This window comes from Variovorax sp. 350MFTsu5.1 (assembly GCF_048302515.1).
Lineage (GTDB): Bacteria > Pseudomonadota > Gammaproteobacteria > Burkholderiales > Burkholderiaceae_C > Variovorax > Variovorax guangxiensis.
On record NZ_CP157620.1, the window covers coordinates 5,447,608 to 5,464,331 of the forward strand.

Genomic DNA, 16,724 nt, shown 5'->3' on the forward strand with positions numbered 1-16,724 from the left:
GTTATGGCTTCCCTCTCCCTACGCAACGTCATCAAGCGCTACGGCCACGGGCCCAAGGCGAACCAGGTCATCCACGGCGTGAGCGCCGAGATCGCCGACCACGAGTTCATCGTCATCGTCGGGCCCTCGGGCTGCGGCAAGTCCACGCTGCTGCGCATGGTGGCCGGCCTGGAGGAAATCTCCGCCGGCGAGATCGCCATCGGCAACAAGGTGGTGAACAACCTGGAGCCCGCCGAGCGCGACATCGCCATGGTGTTCCAGAACTACGCGCTGTATCCGCACATGAGCGTGTTCGCGAACATGGCCTACGGCCTGAAGATCGCGAAGGTCCCGCCGGCCGAGATCAAGACGCGCGTCGACAAGGCCGCGAAGATCCTCGAGCTGGGCCACCTGCTGGAGCGCAAGCCGCGCGAGCTGTCCGGCGGCCAGCGCCAGCGCGTGGCCATGGGCCGCGCCATCGTGCGCCAGCCGCAGGTGTTCCTGTTCGACGAGCCGCTGTCGAACCTCGACGCCAAGCTGCGGGCGCAGACCCGCCTCGAGATCCAGAAGCTGCACCGCGAGCTCGGCATCACCTCGCTGTTCGTCACGCACGACCAGGTCGAGGCCATGACGCTGGCCCAACGCATCATCGTGATGAACGGCGGCGTGATGGACCAGTTCGCCACCCCCGAGGAGGTGTACTCGCGCCCCGCCACCACCTTCGTCGCGAGCTTCATCGGCTCGCCGCCGATGAACCTGCTGAAGCACGCGCCCGGCGTGCGCCCGGGCCAGATCCTGGGCATCCGCCCCGAGCACCTGAAGCTCGACGAGAGCGGCTGGTCGGTGCAGGTCGAGCAGGTCGAACTGCTGGGCGCCGAGCGGCTGGTGTACGGCCGCATCGGCGACGAGCAGATCATCATGCGCACCGACGAGGCCGACCATCCGCCGGTCGCGGGCGACACAGTGAAGATCGCGGCACGCGAAGAAAAGCTGCACTGGTTCGACGCCGGCTCCGGCAAGCGCGCGGACTGATCGATGGCCGAGCTGAATCCCTGGCCCTACCCCCGCTGGGTCGCCCACCGCGGCGCCGGCAAGCTCGCTCCCGAGAACACGCTGGCCGCGTTCCGCCTCGGCGCCTCGCACGGCTATCGCATGTTCGAGTGCGACGCCAAACTCAGCGCCGATGGCGTGGTCTTCCTGATGCACGACGCCACGCTCGACCGCACCACCAGCGGCCACGGCACCGGCGGCGCGCAGCCCTGGAGCGCGCTGGCGCAGCTCGACGCGGGTGGCTGGCATTCGCGCGCCTACGCGGGCGAGCCGCTGCCCACGCTGGAGAACCTGGCGCGCTTCTGCCTCGCCAACGGCCATCTGCTCAATATCGAGATCAAGCCCACGCCCGGCACCGAGCGCGAGACAGGCGAAGTGGTCGCCCGTGAGGCCGCCCGCCTCTGGAAGGGAGCCGCCGTGCCGCCGCTGCTCACCTCCTTCCAGGTCGAATCGCTCAAGGGCGCCCAGGCGGTGCAGCCCGGGCTGCCGCGCGGCCTGCTGCTCGACAAGCTCTGGGATGGCTGGCTCGAGGCAGCCAGACAGCTCGGCTGTGTCGCCATCGTCTGCAACCACGCGCTGTGGGAGGCCACCGTGGTGGCGCTGGTGCACGAGGCGGGCATGCGCGCGCTGAGCTACACGGTGAACGACGACTGGGCCGCGCAGCGGCTGATCGAGCTCGGCACCGACGGCATCATCACCGACAGGGTCGATCTCTTTCCTCCAGCCGCCTGACGCGGAGATTCTTACCAGTCCTTACGAAATGGCGGCTTCTATGATGCGGCCATGAGTTGGACCCAACGCTTCGCGAGCTTCTGCCTCGCGGCCCTGTTCATCTGCGGCGGTGCGCAGGCGCAACCGGACGCCGGCAACGGAAACAACGCCAACAGCGCCGCCGCGGCCGCCGCAGCCCCTGCCCCCACGATCGCCGAGCTGCGCGCGCAGTTCACCAAGCTCAGCAACGCCGCCGAGACGGACGACGACGCGCGCAAGCTGCTCGCCCAGATCAACGACATCGGCGTGCAGGCCGACAAGTTCGTCGCCGCGCGCACCGGCGATCTGGCCGATCTGAACGCCAAGCTCGGCGAGCTCGGCAATCCGCCCGCCGCCGGCACCACCGAAGACCCGGACATCACCCGCCAGCGTGCGAGCCTAACGAAGGAGCGCAACGCACTGGATGCCGACATCCGCCTCGCGCGCCTGCTGTCGGTCGACGTGCGGCAGCGCGGCACCGAGCTGGTCACGCAGCGGCGGGCGCTGTTCGAGGCGCAGCTCACCGAGCGCGCGGCCTCGCCGCTGACCACCGAGTTCTGGAGCGACCTGCGCGAGGCCTGGCCCGAGGACCTCGAGCGCCTGAAGGCGATGGCCTCCTCGGTGAACGACGGCCTGGTGGCCGCCACCCAGCCCGGGACCCGCCTTCCGGTGATCGCCGCGCTGGTCGGCGCGCTGCTGCTCACGCTGTTCGGCAACTGGGGCGCGGAGGTGCTGCTCGCCTGGCTGGCGGCGCGCTACCTGCCGGCGGGGCGGCTGCGGCGCTCGGTGCTGGTGATCGGCATCGTCGCCAGCCACGTGCTGCTGGTGGCGGTGGCGGCGCACGGCTTCGTCGAGATGCTGAAGGAGTTCGCCACCTGGGAGCCGCAGGCGCGCAAGGTGCTGCAGTCGGCTGCGCAGTTGCTGGTGTTCATGGCCTTCGTGATCGGGCTGGGCCGCGGGCTGCTGGCCACGCGCCGGCCCTCGTGGCGGCTGCCGCCCATTCCCGACGAGATGGCCAGCCGGCTCGCGCCCCTGCCCTGGATGGTGGCGCTGGTGGCGGTGCTGGCCTGGACGCCGGCCGAGGTCAACGCGCTCATCGACGCCAGCTTCGCCGCCGTGGTGGCCACGCACGTGCTCACCGCGCTGGTGCTGACGGCGCTGGTCGCCTCGGTGCTCTACCTCGTGAAGCCGCTGCGCGCCGACGCGGCCGAAGCCGGCCTGCCCGAGCGGCCGATGTGGGTCGGCCTGCTGGTGGCGCTGATCGGCATGCTGATGATCGCGATCTGGGTGCTGGTGGCGCTGGGCTACGTGGCGCTCGCGAGCTTCCTGGCCTCGCAGCTGGCCTGGAGCGGCATCGTCGCGGCCGCCTTCTACGTGCTCTTCAAGTTCGCGGACGACGTGTTCATGGCCACGGTGTCGTCTCGCGCCGGCTTCGGCCAGCGGCTGCAGAAGAGCTTCAACCTCGCGCCGCAGACGCTGGACCAGGCCGCCACGGTGCTCTCGGCGCTCAGCCGGGTGGCGCTCTTCTTCTACATGCTGGTGGCGCTGGCCGCGCCGCTGGGCACGGGGCCGGGCGAGGTGTTCCAGCGCAGCGGCAAGTTCGGCACCGGCGTGAAGGTGGGCGAATTCCAGCTGGTGCCGGGCGCGATCTTGAGCGCGGTCGCGGTTGCGGTGATCGGCTTCGTTGTCCTGCGGATCTTCAAGCGCTGGCTCGCGCGCAGCTACCTGCCCAACACCAAGTTCGAGCCGGGCATGCAGAGCTCCATCACCACGCTGCTGGGCTACGTGGGCGGCATCCTGGTGATCGCCTTCTCGCTGTCGGCGCTGGGCATCGGCATCGAGCGCATCGCGTGGGTGGCCAGCGCGCTGTCGGTGGGCATCGGCTTCGGCCTGCAGGCCATCGTGCAGAACTTCATCTCGGGGCTGATCCTGCTGGCCGAGCAGCCGGTGAAGGTGGGCGACTGGGTGGTGCTGGGCACGGCCGAGGGCGACGTGCGGCGCATCAACGTGCGCGCCACCGAGATCCAGCTGGGCGACCGCTCGACGCTGATCGTGCCGAACTCGGAGTTCATCACGAAGACCGTGCGCAACATGACGCTGGCCAACGCCGAGGGCCGGGTGCTGATCCGCCTGCCGATGCCGCTGACCACCGACGCGCAGCGCGTGCGCGAGCTGATCCTCGCGGCCTGCAAGGCGCACGAGGGCGTGCTGGAGACGCCCGCGCCTTCGCTCACGCTGGAGGGCATCGAGAACGGGCTCCTGATCTTCCAGGCCATCGCCTACGTGGCGAGCCCGCGGCTGGCGGGGGGCGTGCGCAGCGACCTGCTGTTCACCATCCTCGACGAACTGAAGAAGGCCTCGCTGCCGCTGGCGGTGCCGACGATGGTGATGACGGCGCCGCCGCCGGCGCCTGGCGGGGCGGGTTGAAAGCGAGATCGGGAGCGGACAGCCGAACGCAGAAGTCGCGAAGGTTTCGCAGAGGTCGCAGAAGAAAACTTTTTTGGTTCTCCTTCTGCGTTCGGCTGTCCGCCCCCGCCTCCTTCACTCCAGCGGCAGCGCCGTGGTGAACTTGATCTCGTTGAGGCAAACGCTGGAGCGCACCGCCGACACGCCGGGCATGTGCATCAGCGTGTGCATCAGGAACTGCGAGAGCGACTCGAGGTCGTGCGCGACGACCTTGAGCACGTAGTCGAAGTCGCCCGTCACCGAGTAGCACTCCAGGATCTGCTTCATGTCCGCGATCAGGTCCTGGAACTTGGGCAGCTCGTCGACATGGCCGCGCGCCATGGTCACGTGGATGAAGGCGGTCACGCCCAGCCCGATGTGGCGCGCGTTCAGCCGCGCCGCGTAGCCGTGGATCAGCCCCAGCTCCTCCAGCCGCCGGTGGCGCCGCAGGCACTGGGCGGGCGAGAGATTGGCTGCCTCCGCCAGTTCCAGGTTGGTGGCCCTGCCATGGGCCTGCAGGTGCTCGAGAATCTTCCGGTCGATCCGGTCGAGTGCGATGTCATGCAATTTCTTCTCCCAATGCACCAGATCGATGCAATTTTATGGCGCAAAGCGGGGTAAGCCCGAGGCTTTCATGCACCTTAATTGTGCAAAGTACGATCTAGACTCCGTGGCGCCCGGACCGCACGACGCGATGTCCAGCCGTTGAATCCCTCGCCGCCGGCACCCGCCGGCGGCTTCAGACGCATCCCAATCCCCACCCGGAGACCCTTTCCCGTGAAAAACGCTTTGCTTCGCACCCCCTTCAGCGCAATGGCCCTGGCCCTCGGCATGCTGGCCGCCGCGCCTTCGTTCGCGGCCGACACCAAGTCGGTGGCCGTGACCGCCATCGTCGAGCACCCGGCGCTGGACGCGGCGCGCGACGGCGTGAAGGCCGAGCTGAAGGCTTCGGGCTACGAGGAAGGCAAGAACCTCAAGTTCACCTACCAGAGCGCGCAGGGCAACGTGGGCACCGCCGCCCAGATCGCCCGCAAGTACGTGGGCGACCAGCCCGATGCGATCGTCGCCATCGCCACGCCGTCGGCGCAGGCCATGGTGGCGGCCACCAAGAGCATCCCGGTGGTGTATTCGGCGGTCACCGACCCGGTCGCGGCCAAGCTGGTGAAGAGCTGGGAACCCACGGGCACGAACGTGACGGGCGTGTCCGATCTGTCGCCGCTGGAAAAGCACATCGCCCTCATCAAGCAGGTGGTGCCCGCCGCCAAGCGCATCGGCGTGATCTACAGCCCCGGCGAAGCCAACTCGGTGGCCATCGTCGACTCGCTCAAGAAGGCCGCCTCCGCCGCCGGCATGACCGTGGTCGAAGCCGCCGCCGCCCGCACGGTGGACGTGCCGACCGCCGCGCAGAGCCTGGTCGGCAAGGCCGACGTGATCTACACGCCCACCGACAACAACGTGGTCTCGGCCTTCGAGGGCATCGTGAAGGTGGCGCAGCAGGGCAAGCTGCCGGTGGTGGCGGCCGACACCGCCACCGTCGAGCGCGGCGCCGTGGCCGCACTGGGCCTGAACTACACCGACATCGGCCGCCAGACCGGCAAGGTCGTGGTGCGCATCCTCAAGGGCGAGAAGCCCGGCGCCATCGCCTCGCAGACCAGCGCCAACTTCGAGCTGGTGGTGAACCCCGGCGCGGCCAAGCTGCAGGGCGTGACGCTGTCCGACGAGCTGCTGAAGACCGCCAAGGTCGTGAGCACGAAGTAAGAAGAAGCCGCCGGCTTTCCGCTTTTCCCCATGTCGCTCATCGCTTCGCTGGGCGCCATCGAGATCGGCCTGATATTCGGGCTGGTCGCGCTGGGCGTCTTCCTGTCGTTTCGCATCATCAACTTCCCCGACCTCACGGTGGACGGCAGCTTCCCGCTGGGCGCCGCCGTGGCCGCGACGCTGATCGTGGCGGGCTGGAACCCGGTCGCCGCCACAGCGGTGGCCTGCGTGGCCGGTGCCGCCTCGGGCTGGGTCACGGCCTGGCTCAACGTGAAGCTGAAGATCATGCAGCTGCTCGCGAGCATCCTGGTGATGATCGCGCTGTACTCCATCAACCTGCGCGTGATGGGCAAGCCCAACGTGGCGCTCATCACGGAACCCACGGTGTTCAGCATGGCCAGCTTCGGCGGCATGCCCGAGCAGTGGGCCAAGCCGCTGTTGCTGCTCTTGATCGTGATCGTCGCGAAGATCGTGGTCGACATGTTCTTCGCCTCCGAGGCCGGCCTGGCGATGCGCGCCACCGGCGGCAACGCGCGCATGGCGCGGGCCCAGGGCATCTCGACCGACTTCCACACCATGGCGGGCCTGGCGCTGTCGAACGCGCTGGTGGCGCTGGCCGGCGCGCTGTTCGCGCAGAGCCAGGGCACGGCCGACATCTCGATGGGCGTGGGCACGATCGTGATCGGCCTGGCGGCGGTGATCATCGGCGAGACGCTGATTCCCGCTCGAAGCATGATCATCACCACGCTGGCCTGCGTCATCGGCGCGCTGCTGTACCGCTTCTTCATCGCGATGGCGCTGAACACCGACTTCATGGGCCTGCAGGCGCAGGACCTGAACCTGGTGACCGCCGTGCTGGTGGCCTTTGCGCTGCTGGTGCCTGCCTACAAGCGCAGGCTGGGTGGCCTGTTCAAGGGGAAGAACTGATGCTGCGCGCCCAACAACTCGAAATGACCTTCAACCCGGGCACGCCGATCGAGAACCGCGTGCTGCGCGGCCTGAGCCTGGAGATTCCCACCGGCCAGTTCGTCACCGTGATCGGCTCGAACGGCGCGGGCAAGTCGACCTTCCTGAACGCGGTGAGCGGCGACCTGATCGTCGACAAGGGCCGCATCGAGATCGACGGCAAGGACGTGACACGCATGAACGCCTGGCAGCGCTCGGGCATGGTGGCGCGCGTGTTCCAGGACCCGATGGCCGGCACCTGCGAGGCGCTGACCATCGAGGAGAACATGGCGCTGGCCTGGAAGCGCGGCGAGCGCCGGGCCTTCGGCTTCGCGCTCAATCGCAACCTGCGCGAGATGTTCCGCGAGAAGCTGTCGATCCTGAAGCTGGGGCTGGAGAACCGCCTGGCCGACCGCATCGGCCTGCTCTCGGGCGGGCAGCGGCAGGCGGTGAGCCTGCTGATGGCGTCGCTCAGGCCCTCGCGCATCCTGCTGCTCGACGAACACACGGCCGCGCTCGACCCCAAGACCGCCGCCTTCGTGCTGGAGCTGACCGCCAAGATCGTCGAGGCTGGCCAGCTCACCGCGATGATGGTGACGCACAGCATGCGCCAGGCGCTGGACTACGGCTCGCGCACGGTGATGCTGCACGAGGGCCAGGTGATCCTCGACGTGGCCGGACCGCAGCGCTCGGGCCTCGACGTGCCCGACCTGCTGCGCATGTTCGAGCAGACCCGCGGCGAGAAGCTGGACGACGACAAGCTGCTGCTGGCCTGATGGCGCCCGACACCGTCATCGTGCGCGGCATGCGCGCCGACGACCTCGACGCGGTGCTGGCGATCCAGCTTGCCTGCTATGGCGCTGGCTTCGTGGAAGACGGCGCGCTCATCGCCAGGCGGCTCGCCGCCGCGCCGCACACGGGCTGGGTGGTGGAACATGAAGGCGGCGTGCGGGCCTATCTGGCGGGCTATCCGTCGGTGGCCGGCAAGCTGACGCCGCTGCACGGCGAGTTCGAGGTGGCGGCGCAGGCCGATTCGCTCTACCTGCACGACCTGGCGGTGCATCCGGACGCGTCGGGCCTGGGGCTGGGGCCCCGGTTGGTGCGCCATGCCTGGGCCCATGCGCTGCATGCCGGCTGGCGGCAGTCGACGCTGGTGTCGGTGCAATCGTCGGTGGGGTTCTGGGAGCGCCAAGGTTATGCGGCCACGCTGCCTCATGGCCCGCAGCAGCAGGCCCGGCTTGCCACCTACCCGGGCGAGTCGGTCTACATGATCCGGCGGCTGCCTGGCTGAGCGGGCGGAAATTTCAGCGGCGCCAGCCGCGCATCGCCAGCCACTGGACCGTGCCGCAGACCACGACCAGCGCGGCGTAGGTCGCCATCGCCCCATCGCGCCCGAACACCACCAGCCCGGCAACCAGCACCCCGACGCCGGCCGCGAAGGTCAGCGCGAACTGCAGCCACCAGCGCGGGACGCCGGCGCGCCCGCCGCCCAGGAAGCGCCCGGCAAAGGCCAGCACCAGCGCCAGGAAAGCCGCGGGTGCTACGAAATTAAGCAGGTGGTTCAGGAGGGCCGGCAGGTCCATCGGAGAAGGTTGCGCACGGGCTGGAACATGTGTCCAGGGTTATGGCTGTCATAGGGAAAGCCATTTGTCCCTCGTCAAGCCCCGTGGGGCTGCTGATTTTATAATCACGGGCATGTCAGTCTGGGCCCTCGGCTTGAACCACACGACCGCGCCGCTCGATCTGCGCGGTCGTTTCGCGTTCGCGCTCGACCAGATCGCCCCCACGCTGCAGAGCCTGCGCAGTTCCTTCGCCTCCGGCCGCCATCCCCAGGTGGAGGCCGCGATCATCTCCACCTGCAACCGCACCGAGATCTACTGCGCCTCGGAGCACGCCGCGCTCGACCACACCTTCGGCTGGCTCGCACAGAGCGGCGGCGTGGCCCCCGCCCTGCTGCGCTCGCACGCCTACACCCTGCACGACGGCGAAGCCGCCCGCCACGCCTTCCGCGTGGCCAGCGGGCTCGACTCGATGGTGCTGGGCGAGGCCCAGATCCTCGGCCAGATGAAGGACGCCGTGCGCGCCGCCGAGACGGCCGGTGCCCTCGGCAGCACGCTCAACCAGCTGTTCCAGCGCTCCTTCGCGGTGGCCAAGGAAGTGCGCACCGCCACCGAGATCGGCGCCCACTCCATCAGCATGGCCGCCGCCGCGGTGCGACTGGCCGGCCAGCTCTTCGAGGACCTGCGCAAGACGCGCGTGCTCTTCGTCGGCGCGGGCGAGATGATCGACCTCGCGGCCACGCACTTCGCGGCCAAGGAGCCGAAGGCCATCGCCATCGCCAACCGCACGCTGGAGCGCGGCGAGAAGCTGGCCTCGCGCTTCGGCGGCGAGGCGATGCGCCTGGCCGACCTGCCCTCGCGGCTGGCCGAGTTCGACATCATCGTGAGCTGCACCGCCAGCACGCTGCCGATCATCGGCCTGGGCGCCGTCGAACGTGCGCTCAAGGCTCGCAAGCACCGCCCGATGTTCATGGTCGACCTGGCCGTGCCGCGCGACATCGAGCCCGAGGTGAAGGCGCTGGAAGACATCTATCTCTACACCGTCGACGACCTCGCACAGGTGGTGCAGCAGGGCCAGGCCAACCGCCAGGCCGCGGTGGCGCAGGCCGAGGTGATCATCGACGCCGGCGTGCAGAGCTTCATGCACTGGCTGGGCCAGCGCGGCACGGTGCCGCTGATCCAGCAGCTCAATGCGCAGGCCGACGAGTGGCGCGCCGCCGAGATGGCGCGTGCGCGCAAGCTGCTGGCCAAGGGCGAATCGGTGGAGGCCGTGCTCGAGGCCATGTCTCGCGGCCTCACGCAGAAGATGATGCACGGCGCGATGGCCGAGCTGCACGCGGGCGATGCCGCCTCGCGCGAGCAGACGGCGCAGACGATCTCGCGCCTGTTCCTGCGCAAAGAGCGTTAGCGACGCTCATCGGCGGCCCGGCCTGCATGGCTGCGGCTTTCATGCGCCCTGCCTTCGCACGGCAGCACATCCCCATTTTTTCGAGCCTCCTTCCTCCGTGAAATCCTTTCTCCGCCACCAACTCGAACGCTACGCCCAGCGCCTGGGCGAGCTCGACTTCCTGCTCTCGCGCGAAGACATCATGAGCGACATGGCCCAGTACCGCACCATCTCGCGCGAGCACGCCGAGGTGACGCAGGTCGCGGGCCGCTACGAGCGCTACAGGCAGCGCGAGGCCGACATCGCCGGCGCGAAGGAGATGCTGGACGACCCCGACATGGCCGAGATGGCGAAGGAGGAAATCGCCAGCGGCGAGGCCGAGCTGGTGCAACTGGAGGACGAGCTGCAGCGCCTGCTGCTGCCCAAGGACCCCGACGACGCGCGCAATGCCTTCCTCGAAATCCGTGCGGGCACGGGCGGCGACGAATCGGCCCTCTTCGCGGGCGACCTGCTGCGCATGTACACGCGCTACTGCGATCGCGCCGGCTGGCGCTGCGAGATCGTCAGCGAGAGCGAGAGCGAGCTCGGCGGCTACAAGGAAGTGGTGGTGCGCATCGTGGGCGACGACGTGTTCGGCCGGCTGCGCTTCGAATCGGGCGGTCACCGCGTGCAGCGCGTGCCGGCCACAGAGACGCAGGGCCGCATCCACACCAGCGCCTGCACGGTCGCGGTGCTGGCCGAGCCCGACGAGACGGTCGCGGTGCAGATCAACCCGGCCGACCTGCGCATCGACACCTACCGCGCGAGCGGCGCTGGCGGGCAGCACATCAACAAGACCGACTCGGCCGTGCGCATCACGCACATCCCGACCGGCATCGTGGCGGAGTGCCAGGACGACCGCAGCCAGCACCGCAACAAGGCGAAGGCGCTGCAGGTGCTGTCGGCGCGCATCCAGGAGAAGGAGCGCAGCGAGCGCGCCGCCAAGGACGCCGCCATGCGCAAGGGCCTGATCGGCAGCGGCGACCGCTCGGACCGCATCCGCACCTACAACTTCCCGCAGGGCCGGCTCACCGACCATCGCATCAACCTCACGCTCTACAAGCTGCTCGCCATCATGGAAGGCGACCTGGGCGACGTGCTGGGCGCGCTGCGCGCCGCGCGCGAGGCCGAGCAGCTGGCCGAGCTGGAATCGAGCCTGCCGGCATGAGCACCGTCGAGAACCCGAAGCCGGCCACCGTGGCGCAGGCGCTGGCCGCGTCCATCGCGCTGGGCGTCGACCGACTCGACGCCCAGCTGCTGCTGCTGCATGCGCTGGGCCGTGCGCCGCACGACCGTGCCTGGCTGCTGGCGCACGACACCGACGCCATGCCCGATGCGGCGTGGTCCGCGCTGGCCGCGCAGCTCTCGCGCCGCCGGGCCGGGGAGCCGGTCGCCTACCTGCTGGGCGAAAAAGAATTTCATGGCCTCGCCCTGCAGGTCGATGCCCGCGTGCTGGTGCCCCGCCCCGACACGGAAACGCTGGTCGAATGGGCGCTGGAGTGCCTCGAAGGCCAGGCCGCGCCTCGTGTGCTCGATCTCGGCACCGGCAGTGGAGCGATCGCGCTGGCGCTGCAGCATGCCCGGCCCGACGCGCAGGTCGATGCGGTCGATGCCAGCGCCGATGCGCTGGCCGTCGCCCAGGCCAACGCCTCGCGGCTGGGCCTGCCCGTGCGCTTCGCCCAGGCCGACTGGCTGGACGGCGCTGGCGCCGGCTACACGGTCATCGCCAGCAATCCGCCGTACATCGCCGCCGGCGACCCGCACCTGCCCGCCCTGCGCCACGAGCCCTCTTCGGCGCTGGTTTCGGGCACGGACGGCCTCGACGACATCCGCCGCATCGTGCAGGACGCCCCCGCCCACCTCGCCGAGGGCGGCTGGCTGCTGCTCGAACACGGCCACGACCAGGCCCCGGCCGTGCGCGAACTGCTTGCGGCGCGCGGTTTCGCCGAAGTGCAAAGCCGCGACGACCTCGCCGGCATCCAGCGTTGCTCCGGCGGAATCTGGCGCACGGTGAAATAATCCCCCCAGCCTATTTTTCAGGAGTTCCCATGTCCGACGCCCAGCAACGCATCGACGATCTCGTCAAGACCAACGACCTCGTGCTCTTCATGAAGGGCAACGCCAGCTTTCCGATGTGCGGCTTCTCGGGCCGCGCGATCCAGATCCTGAAGGCGGTCGGCGTCGACACCAGGACGCTCAAGACCGTCAACGTCCTCGACGACGACAGCATCCGCCAGGGCATCAAGGAGTACAGCAACTGGCCCACGATCCCGCAGCTGTACGTGAAGGGCGAGTTCATCGGCGGCTCGGACATCATGATGGAGATGTACGAGTCGGGCGAGCTGCAGCAGGTGGTGAACGGGGCCGCAGCCTCCTGAGCCCCCGGGGAACGGTCATGAGCCACGATCACGCGGACCACGGCCATTCCCACGATGACGGCGGCAACGATGCCGCGCCGGCCTGGAAGCACGACGGCGTGCGCGTGATCCCGGCCGACCGGCTCGACGCCAACACCGCCCAGACGCCCGGCATGAACCGGGCAGCGGCCATCAACTTCGCCCGCGTGGGCGCGCAGAAGCTCTGGGCCGGCACGGTGACCATCCATGCCGACGCCAGGACCGGCGCCCACCATCACGGGCATCTCGAATCGGTGATCTACGTGGTGCGCGGCCGGGCCCGCATGCGCTGGGGCGAGAAGCTGGAATTCACGGCCGAGGCCGGGCCGGGCGACTTCATCTACGTGCCGCCGTACGTGCCGCACCAGGAAATCAACGCCAGCGCGACCGAGACGCTCGAATGCGTGCTGTGCCGCAGCGACGGCGAAGCGGTGGCGGTGAACCTCGACATCGAGCCCGTGGAGAAGCCCGAATCGGTGCTGTGGGTCGACCCGACCCACCCCCACGGCGGCGTCTGAGCGATTTCCGGTGCCGAGTCATGGCACCATGTTGGCCGTCTTCGACGTGCCACCATGACCCTCACCCAAAGCCTGCTCATCATCGCGCTGCTGATTGCGCTGAGCGCCTTCTTCTCCCTCGCCGAAATCACCCTGGCCGCATCGCGCCGGCTGCGTCTGCGCCAGATGGCCGACGAGGGCGACCCCCGGGCCGAGAAGGTATTGCGGGTGCAGGAGCAGCCGGGCCACTACTTCACGGTGGTGCAGATCGGGCTCAACGCGGTGGCCATCCTCGGCGGCGTGGTGGGCGAAGGCTCGCTGAGCCCGTACTTCGCGGTCCTCTTCGAGAAGTGGCTCAGCCCCGAGGCTTCGGCCAGCGCGGCCTTCCTGTGCTCCTTCGTGATCATCATCGCGGTGTTCCTGGTGTTCGCCGACCTGTTCCCCAAGCGGCTGGGCATGAGCAACCCCGAGCGGCTGGCGGTGCGCATGGTCGGGCCGATGCTGCTGCTGATCACCACCTTCAAGCCTCTGGTGTGGTTCTTCACGCGCTGCACCGACCTGCTGTTCAAGCTGCTGGGCATGCCGATGGCACGCGACGACAAGATCACCTCGGCCGACATCCTCGCGATGACCGAGGCCGGCGCGCAGGCGGGCGTGCTCGCGGCGCGCGAGCAGCAGGTGATCGCCAACGTGTTCGAGCTCGACACGCGGCTGGTCAGCAGCGTGATGACTGTGCGCGACAACATCACCTGGTTCCTGCACGACGACCCCGAGACAGTGCTGCGCGCGCGCATCATCGCCGAGCCCTTCTCGGCGTACCCGGTGTGCGACGGCGACATCGACCACGTGCTGGGCTACGTGGACGCCAAGGACATGTTCCAGCGCGTGCTCAGCGGCCAGCCGCTGGCTTTCGACCAGGGGCTGCCGCTGCACAAGGCGCTGGTCATTCCCGACCGGCTCTCGCTCACCGAGGTGCTCGAGCAGTTCCAGCAGGCGCACGAGGACTTCGCGATCATCGTCAACGAATACAGCCTGGTGGTGGGCGTGATCACGCTCAACGACGTGATGAGCACGGTGATGGGCGACCTGGTGTCCACGCCCGACGAGGAGCAGATCGTGCAGCGCGACGAGAACTCGTGGCTGATCGATGGCGTGACGCCCATCCAGGACGTGCAGCGCGCGCTGCAGATCGACGAGATGCCGCACGCCGAGGAGTACGAGACGCTGGCCGGCTTCCTGATGGTGATGCTGCGCCGGGTTCCGAAGCGCACGGACAACGTGAGCTGGGGCGGCTACACCTTCGAGGTGATGGACGTCGACAGCTACCGCATCGACCAGGTGATGGTCACCAAGGGCTCGGGCACCGCGAAGGCACCTGCGAACTGAGCAGACGGAAGAGGAAGGCGCCAGTCGGAAGGCGTCAGGCCGCCGAGCGGTCCTTGTCCTTTTCCTTCTCGCGTTCCCTGTCGTTGAACACCCAGAACCGCTGGTTGGCAAACACGGCGTTCGGATACGGCGACTTGCCGCGGCTGCCGTTGTAGCGGCCCAGCGTCATGAACAGGTCGCCGTTCTCCCGGTCGAGGTAGTGGCGAAGAATGACGCAGCCGAAGCGCAGGTTGGTCTGCATGTGGAAGAGCTTGGCCGGGTCGCTGTCGCCGATCACGCGCGTCCAGAACGGCATGACCTGCATGTAGCCGCGCGCCCCCGCGCTCGACACCGCGAACTTGCGGAAATTGCTCTCGACCTGGACCAGCCCCAGCACCAGGCTCACCTCCAGCCCCGAGCGCTTGGCTTCGTACCAGACGGTCTGCAGGAACTCGATGCGCGAGGGCGCGTCGGCGATCTTCTTCTTGAGCCGCTCGCTCATCTCTCCGAGCCAGCGCAGATAGGCCAGCCGGGCCTCGGTGCTCGCGAACTGCGGCACCGGCGGCGCCTTGTTGTGGATGGCCGAACTCAGCGCGGTGCGCACCGAGTCGATCAGCGGCTCCTCGATCTGCGCGCCGGCCATGGCAGCCCGCGGCAGCGACAGCACGGTGAGGGCGCCTGCGGTCACGGCGCCGCCCAGGCACTGGCGTCGCGAGAGGCCGCCCTCCAGGCTCATTGGGCGAGCTTGCCGGCGATGAAGTCGGCGATGCCGGCCGCGGGCACCTTGGTAGCCGCCGTGTCGCGGCGGTTCTGGTATTCGAGCTGGCCTTCCTTGAGACCGCGGTCCGAGATGACCACGCGGTGCGGCACGCCGATCAGTTCCCAGTCGGCGAACATCGCGCCGGGGCGTTCGCCACGGTCGTCGAGCAGCACGTCGACGCCCTTGGCGAGCAGCTCCTCGTAGAGCGCCTCAGCTGCCGCCTTGACCTCGGGGCTGCGGTCCATGCCGATCGGGCAGACAACCACGGTGAACGGCGCGATGGCGTCGGGCCAGATGATCCCGCGCTCGTCGTGGTTCTGTTCGATGGCGGCGGCCGGCAGGCGGGTGATGCCGATGCCGTAGCAGCCCATCTCGAGGAACTGCGGCTTGCCGCCTTCGTCGAGGTAGGTGGCGTTCATATCCTTGCTGTACTTGGTGCCGAGCACGAACACATGGCCCACCTCGATGCCGCGCTCGATGGCCAGCACGCCCTTGCCGTCGGGCGAGGCGTCGCCCGCGACCACGTTGCGGATGTCGGCGACGAGGTCGGGCTCGGGCAGGTCGCGGCCCCAGTTGACGCCGGTCATGTGGAAATCGACTTCGTTGGCACCCGTGATCCAGTCGGCCAGGACGGCGGCTTCGCGGTCGGCCACGAGCTTCACGGGCTTCTTGAGGTTCAGCGGGCCCAGGTAGCCGGGCTTGCAGCCGAAGTGGTCCTCGATCTCGGCCAGGGTCGCGAAGCGGAAGCCCTGGTTCAGGCCGGGCAGCTTGCCGACCTTGATCTCGTTCATGTCGTGGTCGCCGCGCAGCAGCAGCAGCCAGACCTGCGAGCCCTTGATGTCGCCAGCCTCGTCGAGGACGTCGGTGGCCAGCACCAGCGACTTGATGGTGGTGGAGAGCGGCACGCCGAGCAACTCGGCCACATCGGCGCAGGTGCTCTTGCCGGGGGTCGGGGTCTTCTCGAGCGCCTTGGCGGGCGCCGGGCGCGGGCCGGCCGGGGCCAGCGCCTCGGCCTTTTCCATGTTGGCGGCGTAATCGCTGTCGGGGCAGTAGACGATGGCGTCCTCGCCGGTGGCGGCGATCACCTGGAACTCCTCGCTCAGGTCGCCGCCGATGGCGCCGCTGTCGGCCGCGACGGCGCGGTAGCGCAGGCCGAAACGGTCGAAGATGTTGCGGTAGGCCTGCGCCATGACCTGGTAGCTCGCCTTGGCGGCGTCGAGGTCGCGGTCGAAGCTGTAGGCGTCCTTCATGATGAATTCGCGCCCGCGCATCAGGCCGAAGCGCGGACGGCGCTCGTCGCGGAACTTGGTCTGGATCTGGTAGAAGTTCTTCGGCAGCTGCTTGTAGCTGCGGATTTCCTGGCGGGCGATGTCGGTCACCACCTCTTCGCTGGTCGGCTGGATCACGAAGTCGCGGTCGTGGCGGTCCTTGATGCGCAGCAGCTCGGGGCCCATCTTGTCGAAGCGGCCGGTCTCCTGCCAGAGCTCGGCGGGCTGCACCACGGGCATGGTCATCTCGACGGCACCGGCGCGGTTCATCTCCTCGCGGACGATGGCTTCCACCTTGCGGATCACGCGCAGGCCCATGGGCATGTAGGTGTAAATGCCCGTGCCGAGCTTCTTGATCATGCCGGCCCGCATCATGAGACGGTGGCTCGCCACTTCGGCGTCAGCGGGCGCTTCCTTGAGGGTGGAGACGAAAAAACGGGAAGCTTTCATCGGAATGGTGGCGCTGGATTCGAGGTTCGGAAGTGGGGAACTGCTCCCCCGGAGAGACCCTGAGAGCCTGGCATCG

At 68.7% G+C, this 16,724-nt stretch carries 17 protein-coding genes; 13 read left to right on the forward strand and 4 right to left on the reverse strand.

The genetic code is table 11. The annotated features are described in order from the left end of the window. The first annotated feature begins 3 nt into the window (after positions 1-3). Genes ABL843_RS24770 through ABL843_RS24780 form a run of 3 tightly spaced genes read left to right on the forward strand, consistent with a single transcriptional unit; the run spans position 4 to position 4,206 of the window. On the forward strand, positions 4-1,011 hold the full coding sequence (locus ABL843_RS24770; RefSeq protein ID WP_418117665.1) for a sn-glycerol-3-phosphate import ATP-binding protein UgpC: 1,008 nt from the start codon (positions 4-6) through the stop codon (positions 1,009-1,011). A gap of 3 nt (positions 1,012-1,014) precedes the next feature. Next, the gene (ugpQ, locus tag ABL843_RS24775; RefSeq protein ID WP_418117666.1) at positions 1,015-1,761 is read left to right on the forward strand and encodes a glycerophosphodiester phosphodiesterase; all 747 of its coding nucleotides are present in this window, start codon (positions 1,015-1,017) and stop codon (positions 1,759-1,761) included. A gap of 51 nt (positions 1,762-1,812) precedes the next feature. After that, the gene (locus tag ABL843_RS24780) at positions 1,813-4,206 is read left to right on the forward strand and encodes a DUF3772 domain-containing protein (protein ID WP_418117667.1); all 2,394 of its coding nucleotides are present in this window, start codon (positions 1,813-1,815) and stop codon (positions 4,204-4,206) included. A 114-nt stretch (positions 4,207-4,320) separates the two neighbouring features. Here the strand turns inward: ABL843_RS24780 and ABL843_RS24785 are convergent, their stop codons facing one another. Beyond that, complete coding sequence (locus tag ABL843_RS24785; RefSeq protein WP_126024693.1) at positions 4,321-4,791, reverse strand: Lrp/AsnC family transcriptional regulator; 471 nt, start codon at positions 4,789-4,791, stop codon at positions 4,321-4,323. A gap of 246 nt (positions 4,792-5,037) precedes the next feature. On the opposite strand from ABL843_RS24785, the gene ABL843_RS24790 reads away from it, so the two are divergent. Genes ABL843_RS24790 through ABL843_RS24805 form a run of 4 tightly spaced genes read left to right on the forward strand, consistent with a single transcriptional unit; the run spans position 5,038 to position 8,218 of the window. Next, positions 5,038-5,982 (forward strand): ABC transporter substrate-binding protein, encoded by a 945-nt coding sequence (locus ABL843_RS24790; RefSeq protein ID WP_418117668.1) that lies wholly within the window; start codon positions 5,038-5,040, stop codon positions 5,980-5,982. 30 nt (positions 5,983-6,012) lie between these two features. Next, the gene (locus ABL843_RS24795) at positions 6,013-6,909 is read left to right on the forward strand and encodes an ABC transporter permease (RefSeq protein ID WP_418117669.1); all 897 of its coding nucleotides are present in this window, start codon (positions 6,013-6,015) and stop codon (positions 6,907-6,909) included. Next, on the forward strand, positions 6,909-7,703 hold the full coding sequence (locus ABL843_RS24800; RefSeq protein ID WP_126024692.1) for an ABC transporter ATP-binding protein: 795 nt from the start codon (positions 6,909-6,911) through the stop codon (positions 7,701-7,703). Before ABL843_RS24795 ends, ABL843_RS24800 begins: the two co-directional genes overlap by 1 nt. After that, positions 7,703-8,218, forward strand: a complete 516-nt coding sequence (locus ABL843_RS24805; RefSeq protein ID WP_418117670.1) for a GNAT family N-acetyltransferase — start codon at positions 7,703-7,705, stop codon at positions 8,216-8,218. Before ABL843_RS24800 ends, ABL843_RS24805 begins: the two co-directional genes overlap by 1 nt. Before the next feature lie 13 nt (positions 8,219-8,231). Here the strand turns inward: ABL843_RS24805 and ABL843_RS24810 are convergent, their stop codons facing one another. Beyond that, the gene (locus tag ABL843_RS24810) at positions 8,232-8,510 is read right to left on the reverse strand and encodes a hypothetical protein (protein WP_126024690.1); all 279 of its coding nucleotides are present in this window, start codon (positions 8,508-8,510) and stop codon (positions 8,232-8,234) included. A 112-nt stretch (positions 8,511-8,622) separates the two neighbouring features. Between ABL843_RS24810 and hemA the strand changes: the two genes are divergently transcribed. From hemA to ABL843_RS24840, 6 genes are all read left to right on the forward strand, one after another. Further along, complete coding sequence (gene hemA, locus ABL843_RS24815; protein ID WP_093302366.1) at positions 8,623-9,894, forward strand: glutamyl-tRNA reductase; 1,272 nt, start codon at positions 8,623-8,625, stop codon at positions 9,892-9,894. Positions 9,895-9,991: 97 nt separating this feature from the next. After that, the gene (gene prfA, locus ABL843_RS24820) at positions 9,992-11,080 is read left to right on the forward strand and encodes a peptide chain release factor 1 (protein ID WP_418117671.1); all 1,089 of its coding nucleotides are present in this window, start codon (positions 9,992-9,994) and stop codon (positions 11,078-11,080) included. After that, the gene (gene prmC / locus ABL843_RS24825) at positions 11,077-11,931 is read left to right on the forward strand and encodes a peptide chain release factor N(5)-glutamine methyltransferase (RefSeq protein WP_369661003.1); all 855 of its coding nucleotides are present in this window, start codon (positions 11,077-11,079) and stop codon (positions 11,929-11,931) included. The genes prfA and prmC overlap by 4 nt, the downstream gene beginning before the upstream one ends. Positions 11,932-11,960: 29 nt before the next feature. Beyond that, complete coding sequence (gene grxD, locus ABL843_RS24830; RefSeq protein WP_126024687.1) at positions 11,961-12,290, forward strand: Grx4 family monothiol glutaredoxin; 330 nt, start codon at positions 11,961-11,963, stop codon at positions 12,288-12,290. A gap of 17 nt (positions 12,291-12,307) precedes the next feature. Further along, positions 12,308-12,826, forward strand: coding sequence for a cupin domain-containing protein (locus tag ABL843_RS24835; protein ID WP_369661002.1), 519 nt, complete (start codon positions 12,308-12,310; stop codon positions 12,824-12,826). Between the two features lie 54 nt (positions 12,827-12,880). Continuing rightward, positions 12,881-14,191, forward strand: coding sequence for a hemolysin family protein (locus ABL843_RS24840; RefSeq protein WP_126024685.1), 1,311 nt, complete (start codon positions 12,881-12,883; stop codon positions 14,189-14,191). 34 nt (positions 14,192-14,225) lie between these two features. On the opposite strand, the gene ABL843_RS24845 is transcribed toward ABL843_RS24840, so the two are convergent. Both ABL843_RS24845 and ABL843_RS24850 read right to left on the reverse strand, forming a co-directional pair. Then, positions 14,226-14,906, reverse strand: coding sequence for a lytic transglycosylase domain-containing protein (locus ABL843_RS24845; RefSeq protein WP_126024684.1), 681 nt, complete (start codon positions 14,904-14,906; stop codon positions 14,226-14,228). Then, entirely contained in the window at positions 14,903-16,648 is a 1,746-nt protein-coding gene (locus tag ABL843_RS24850; protein WP_418117673.1) for a proline--tRNA ligase, read from the reverse strand. Before ABL843_RS24850 ends, ABL843_RS24845 begins: the two co-directional genes overlap by 4 nt. Positions 16,649-16,724: the final 76 nt, after the last annotated feature.

Excerpts from the sequence above, each read along its gene's own strand:
- ABL843_RS24770 (WP_418117665.1), top strand. The coding sequence starts at position 4 with ATGGCTTCCCTCTCCCTACGCAACGTCATCAAGCGCTACGGCCACGGG.
- ugpQ (WP_418117666.1), top strand. The coding sequence starts at position 1,015 with ATGGCCGAGCTGAATCCCTGGCCCTACCCCCGCTGGGTCGCCCACCGC.
- ABL843_RS24780 (WP_418117667.1), top strand. The coding sequence starts at position 1,813 with ATGAGTTGGACCCAACGCTTCGCGAGCTTCTGCCTCGCGGCCCTGTTC.
- ABL843_RS24790 (WP_418117668.1), top strand. The coding sequence starts at position 5,038 with ATGGCCCTGGCCCTCGGCATGCTGGCCGCCGCGCCTTCGTTCGCGGCC.
- ABL843_RS24795 (WP_418117669.1), top strand. The coding sequence starts at position 6,013 with ATGTCGCTCATCGCTTCGCTGGGCGCCATCGAGATCGGCCTGATATTC.
- ABL843_RS24800 (WP_126024692.1), top strand. The coding sequence starts at position 6,909 with ATGCTGCGCGCCCAACAACTCGAAATGACCTTCAACCCGGGCACGCCG.
- ABL843_RS24805 (WP_418117670.1), top strand. The coding sequence starts at position 7,703 with ATGGCGCCCGACACCGTCATCGTGCGCGGCATGCGCGCCGACGACCTC.
- ABL843_RS24810 (WP_126024690.1), bottom strand. The coding sequence starts at position 8,510 with ATGGACCTGCCGGCCCTCCTGAACCACCTGCTTAATTTCGTAGCACCC.
- hemA (WP_093302366.1), top strand. The coding sequence starts at position 8,623 with ATGTCAGTCTGGGCCCTCGGCTTGAACCACACGACCGCGCCGCTCGAT.
- prmC (WP_369661003.1), top strand. The coding sequence starts at position 11,077 with ATGAGCACCGTCGAGAACCCGAAGCCGGCCACCGTGGCGCAGGCGCTG.
- grxD (WP_126024687.1), top strand. The coding sequence starts at position 11,961 with ATGTCCGACGCCCAGCAACGCATCGACGATCTCGTCAAGACCAACGAC.
- ABL843_RS24835 (WP_369661002.1), top strand. The coding sequence starts at position 12,308 with ATGAGCCACGATCACGCGGACCACGGCCATTCCCACGATGACGGCGGC.
- ABL843_RS24840 (WP_126024685.1), top strand. The coding sequence starts at position 12,881 with ATGACCCTCACCCAAAGCCTGCTCATCATCGCGCTGCTGATTGCGCTG.
- ABL843_RS24845 (WP_126024684.1), bottom strand. The coding sequence starts at position 14,906 with ATGAGCCTGGAGGGCGGCCTCTCGCGACGCCAGTGCCTGGGCGGCGCC.
- ABL843_RS24850 (WP_418117673.1), bottom strand. The coding sequence starts at position 16,648 with ATGAAAGCTTCCCGTTTTTTCGTCTCCACCCTCAAGGAAGCGCCCGCT.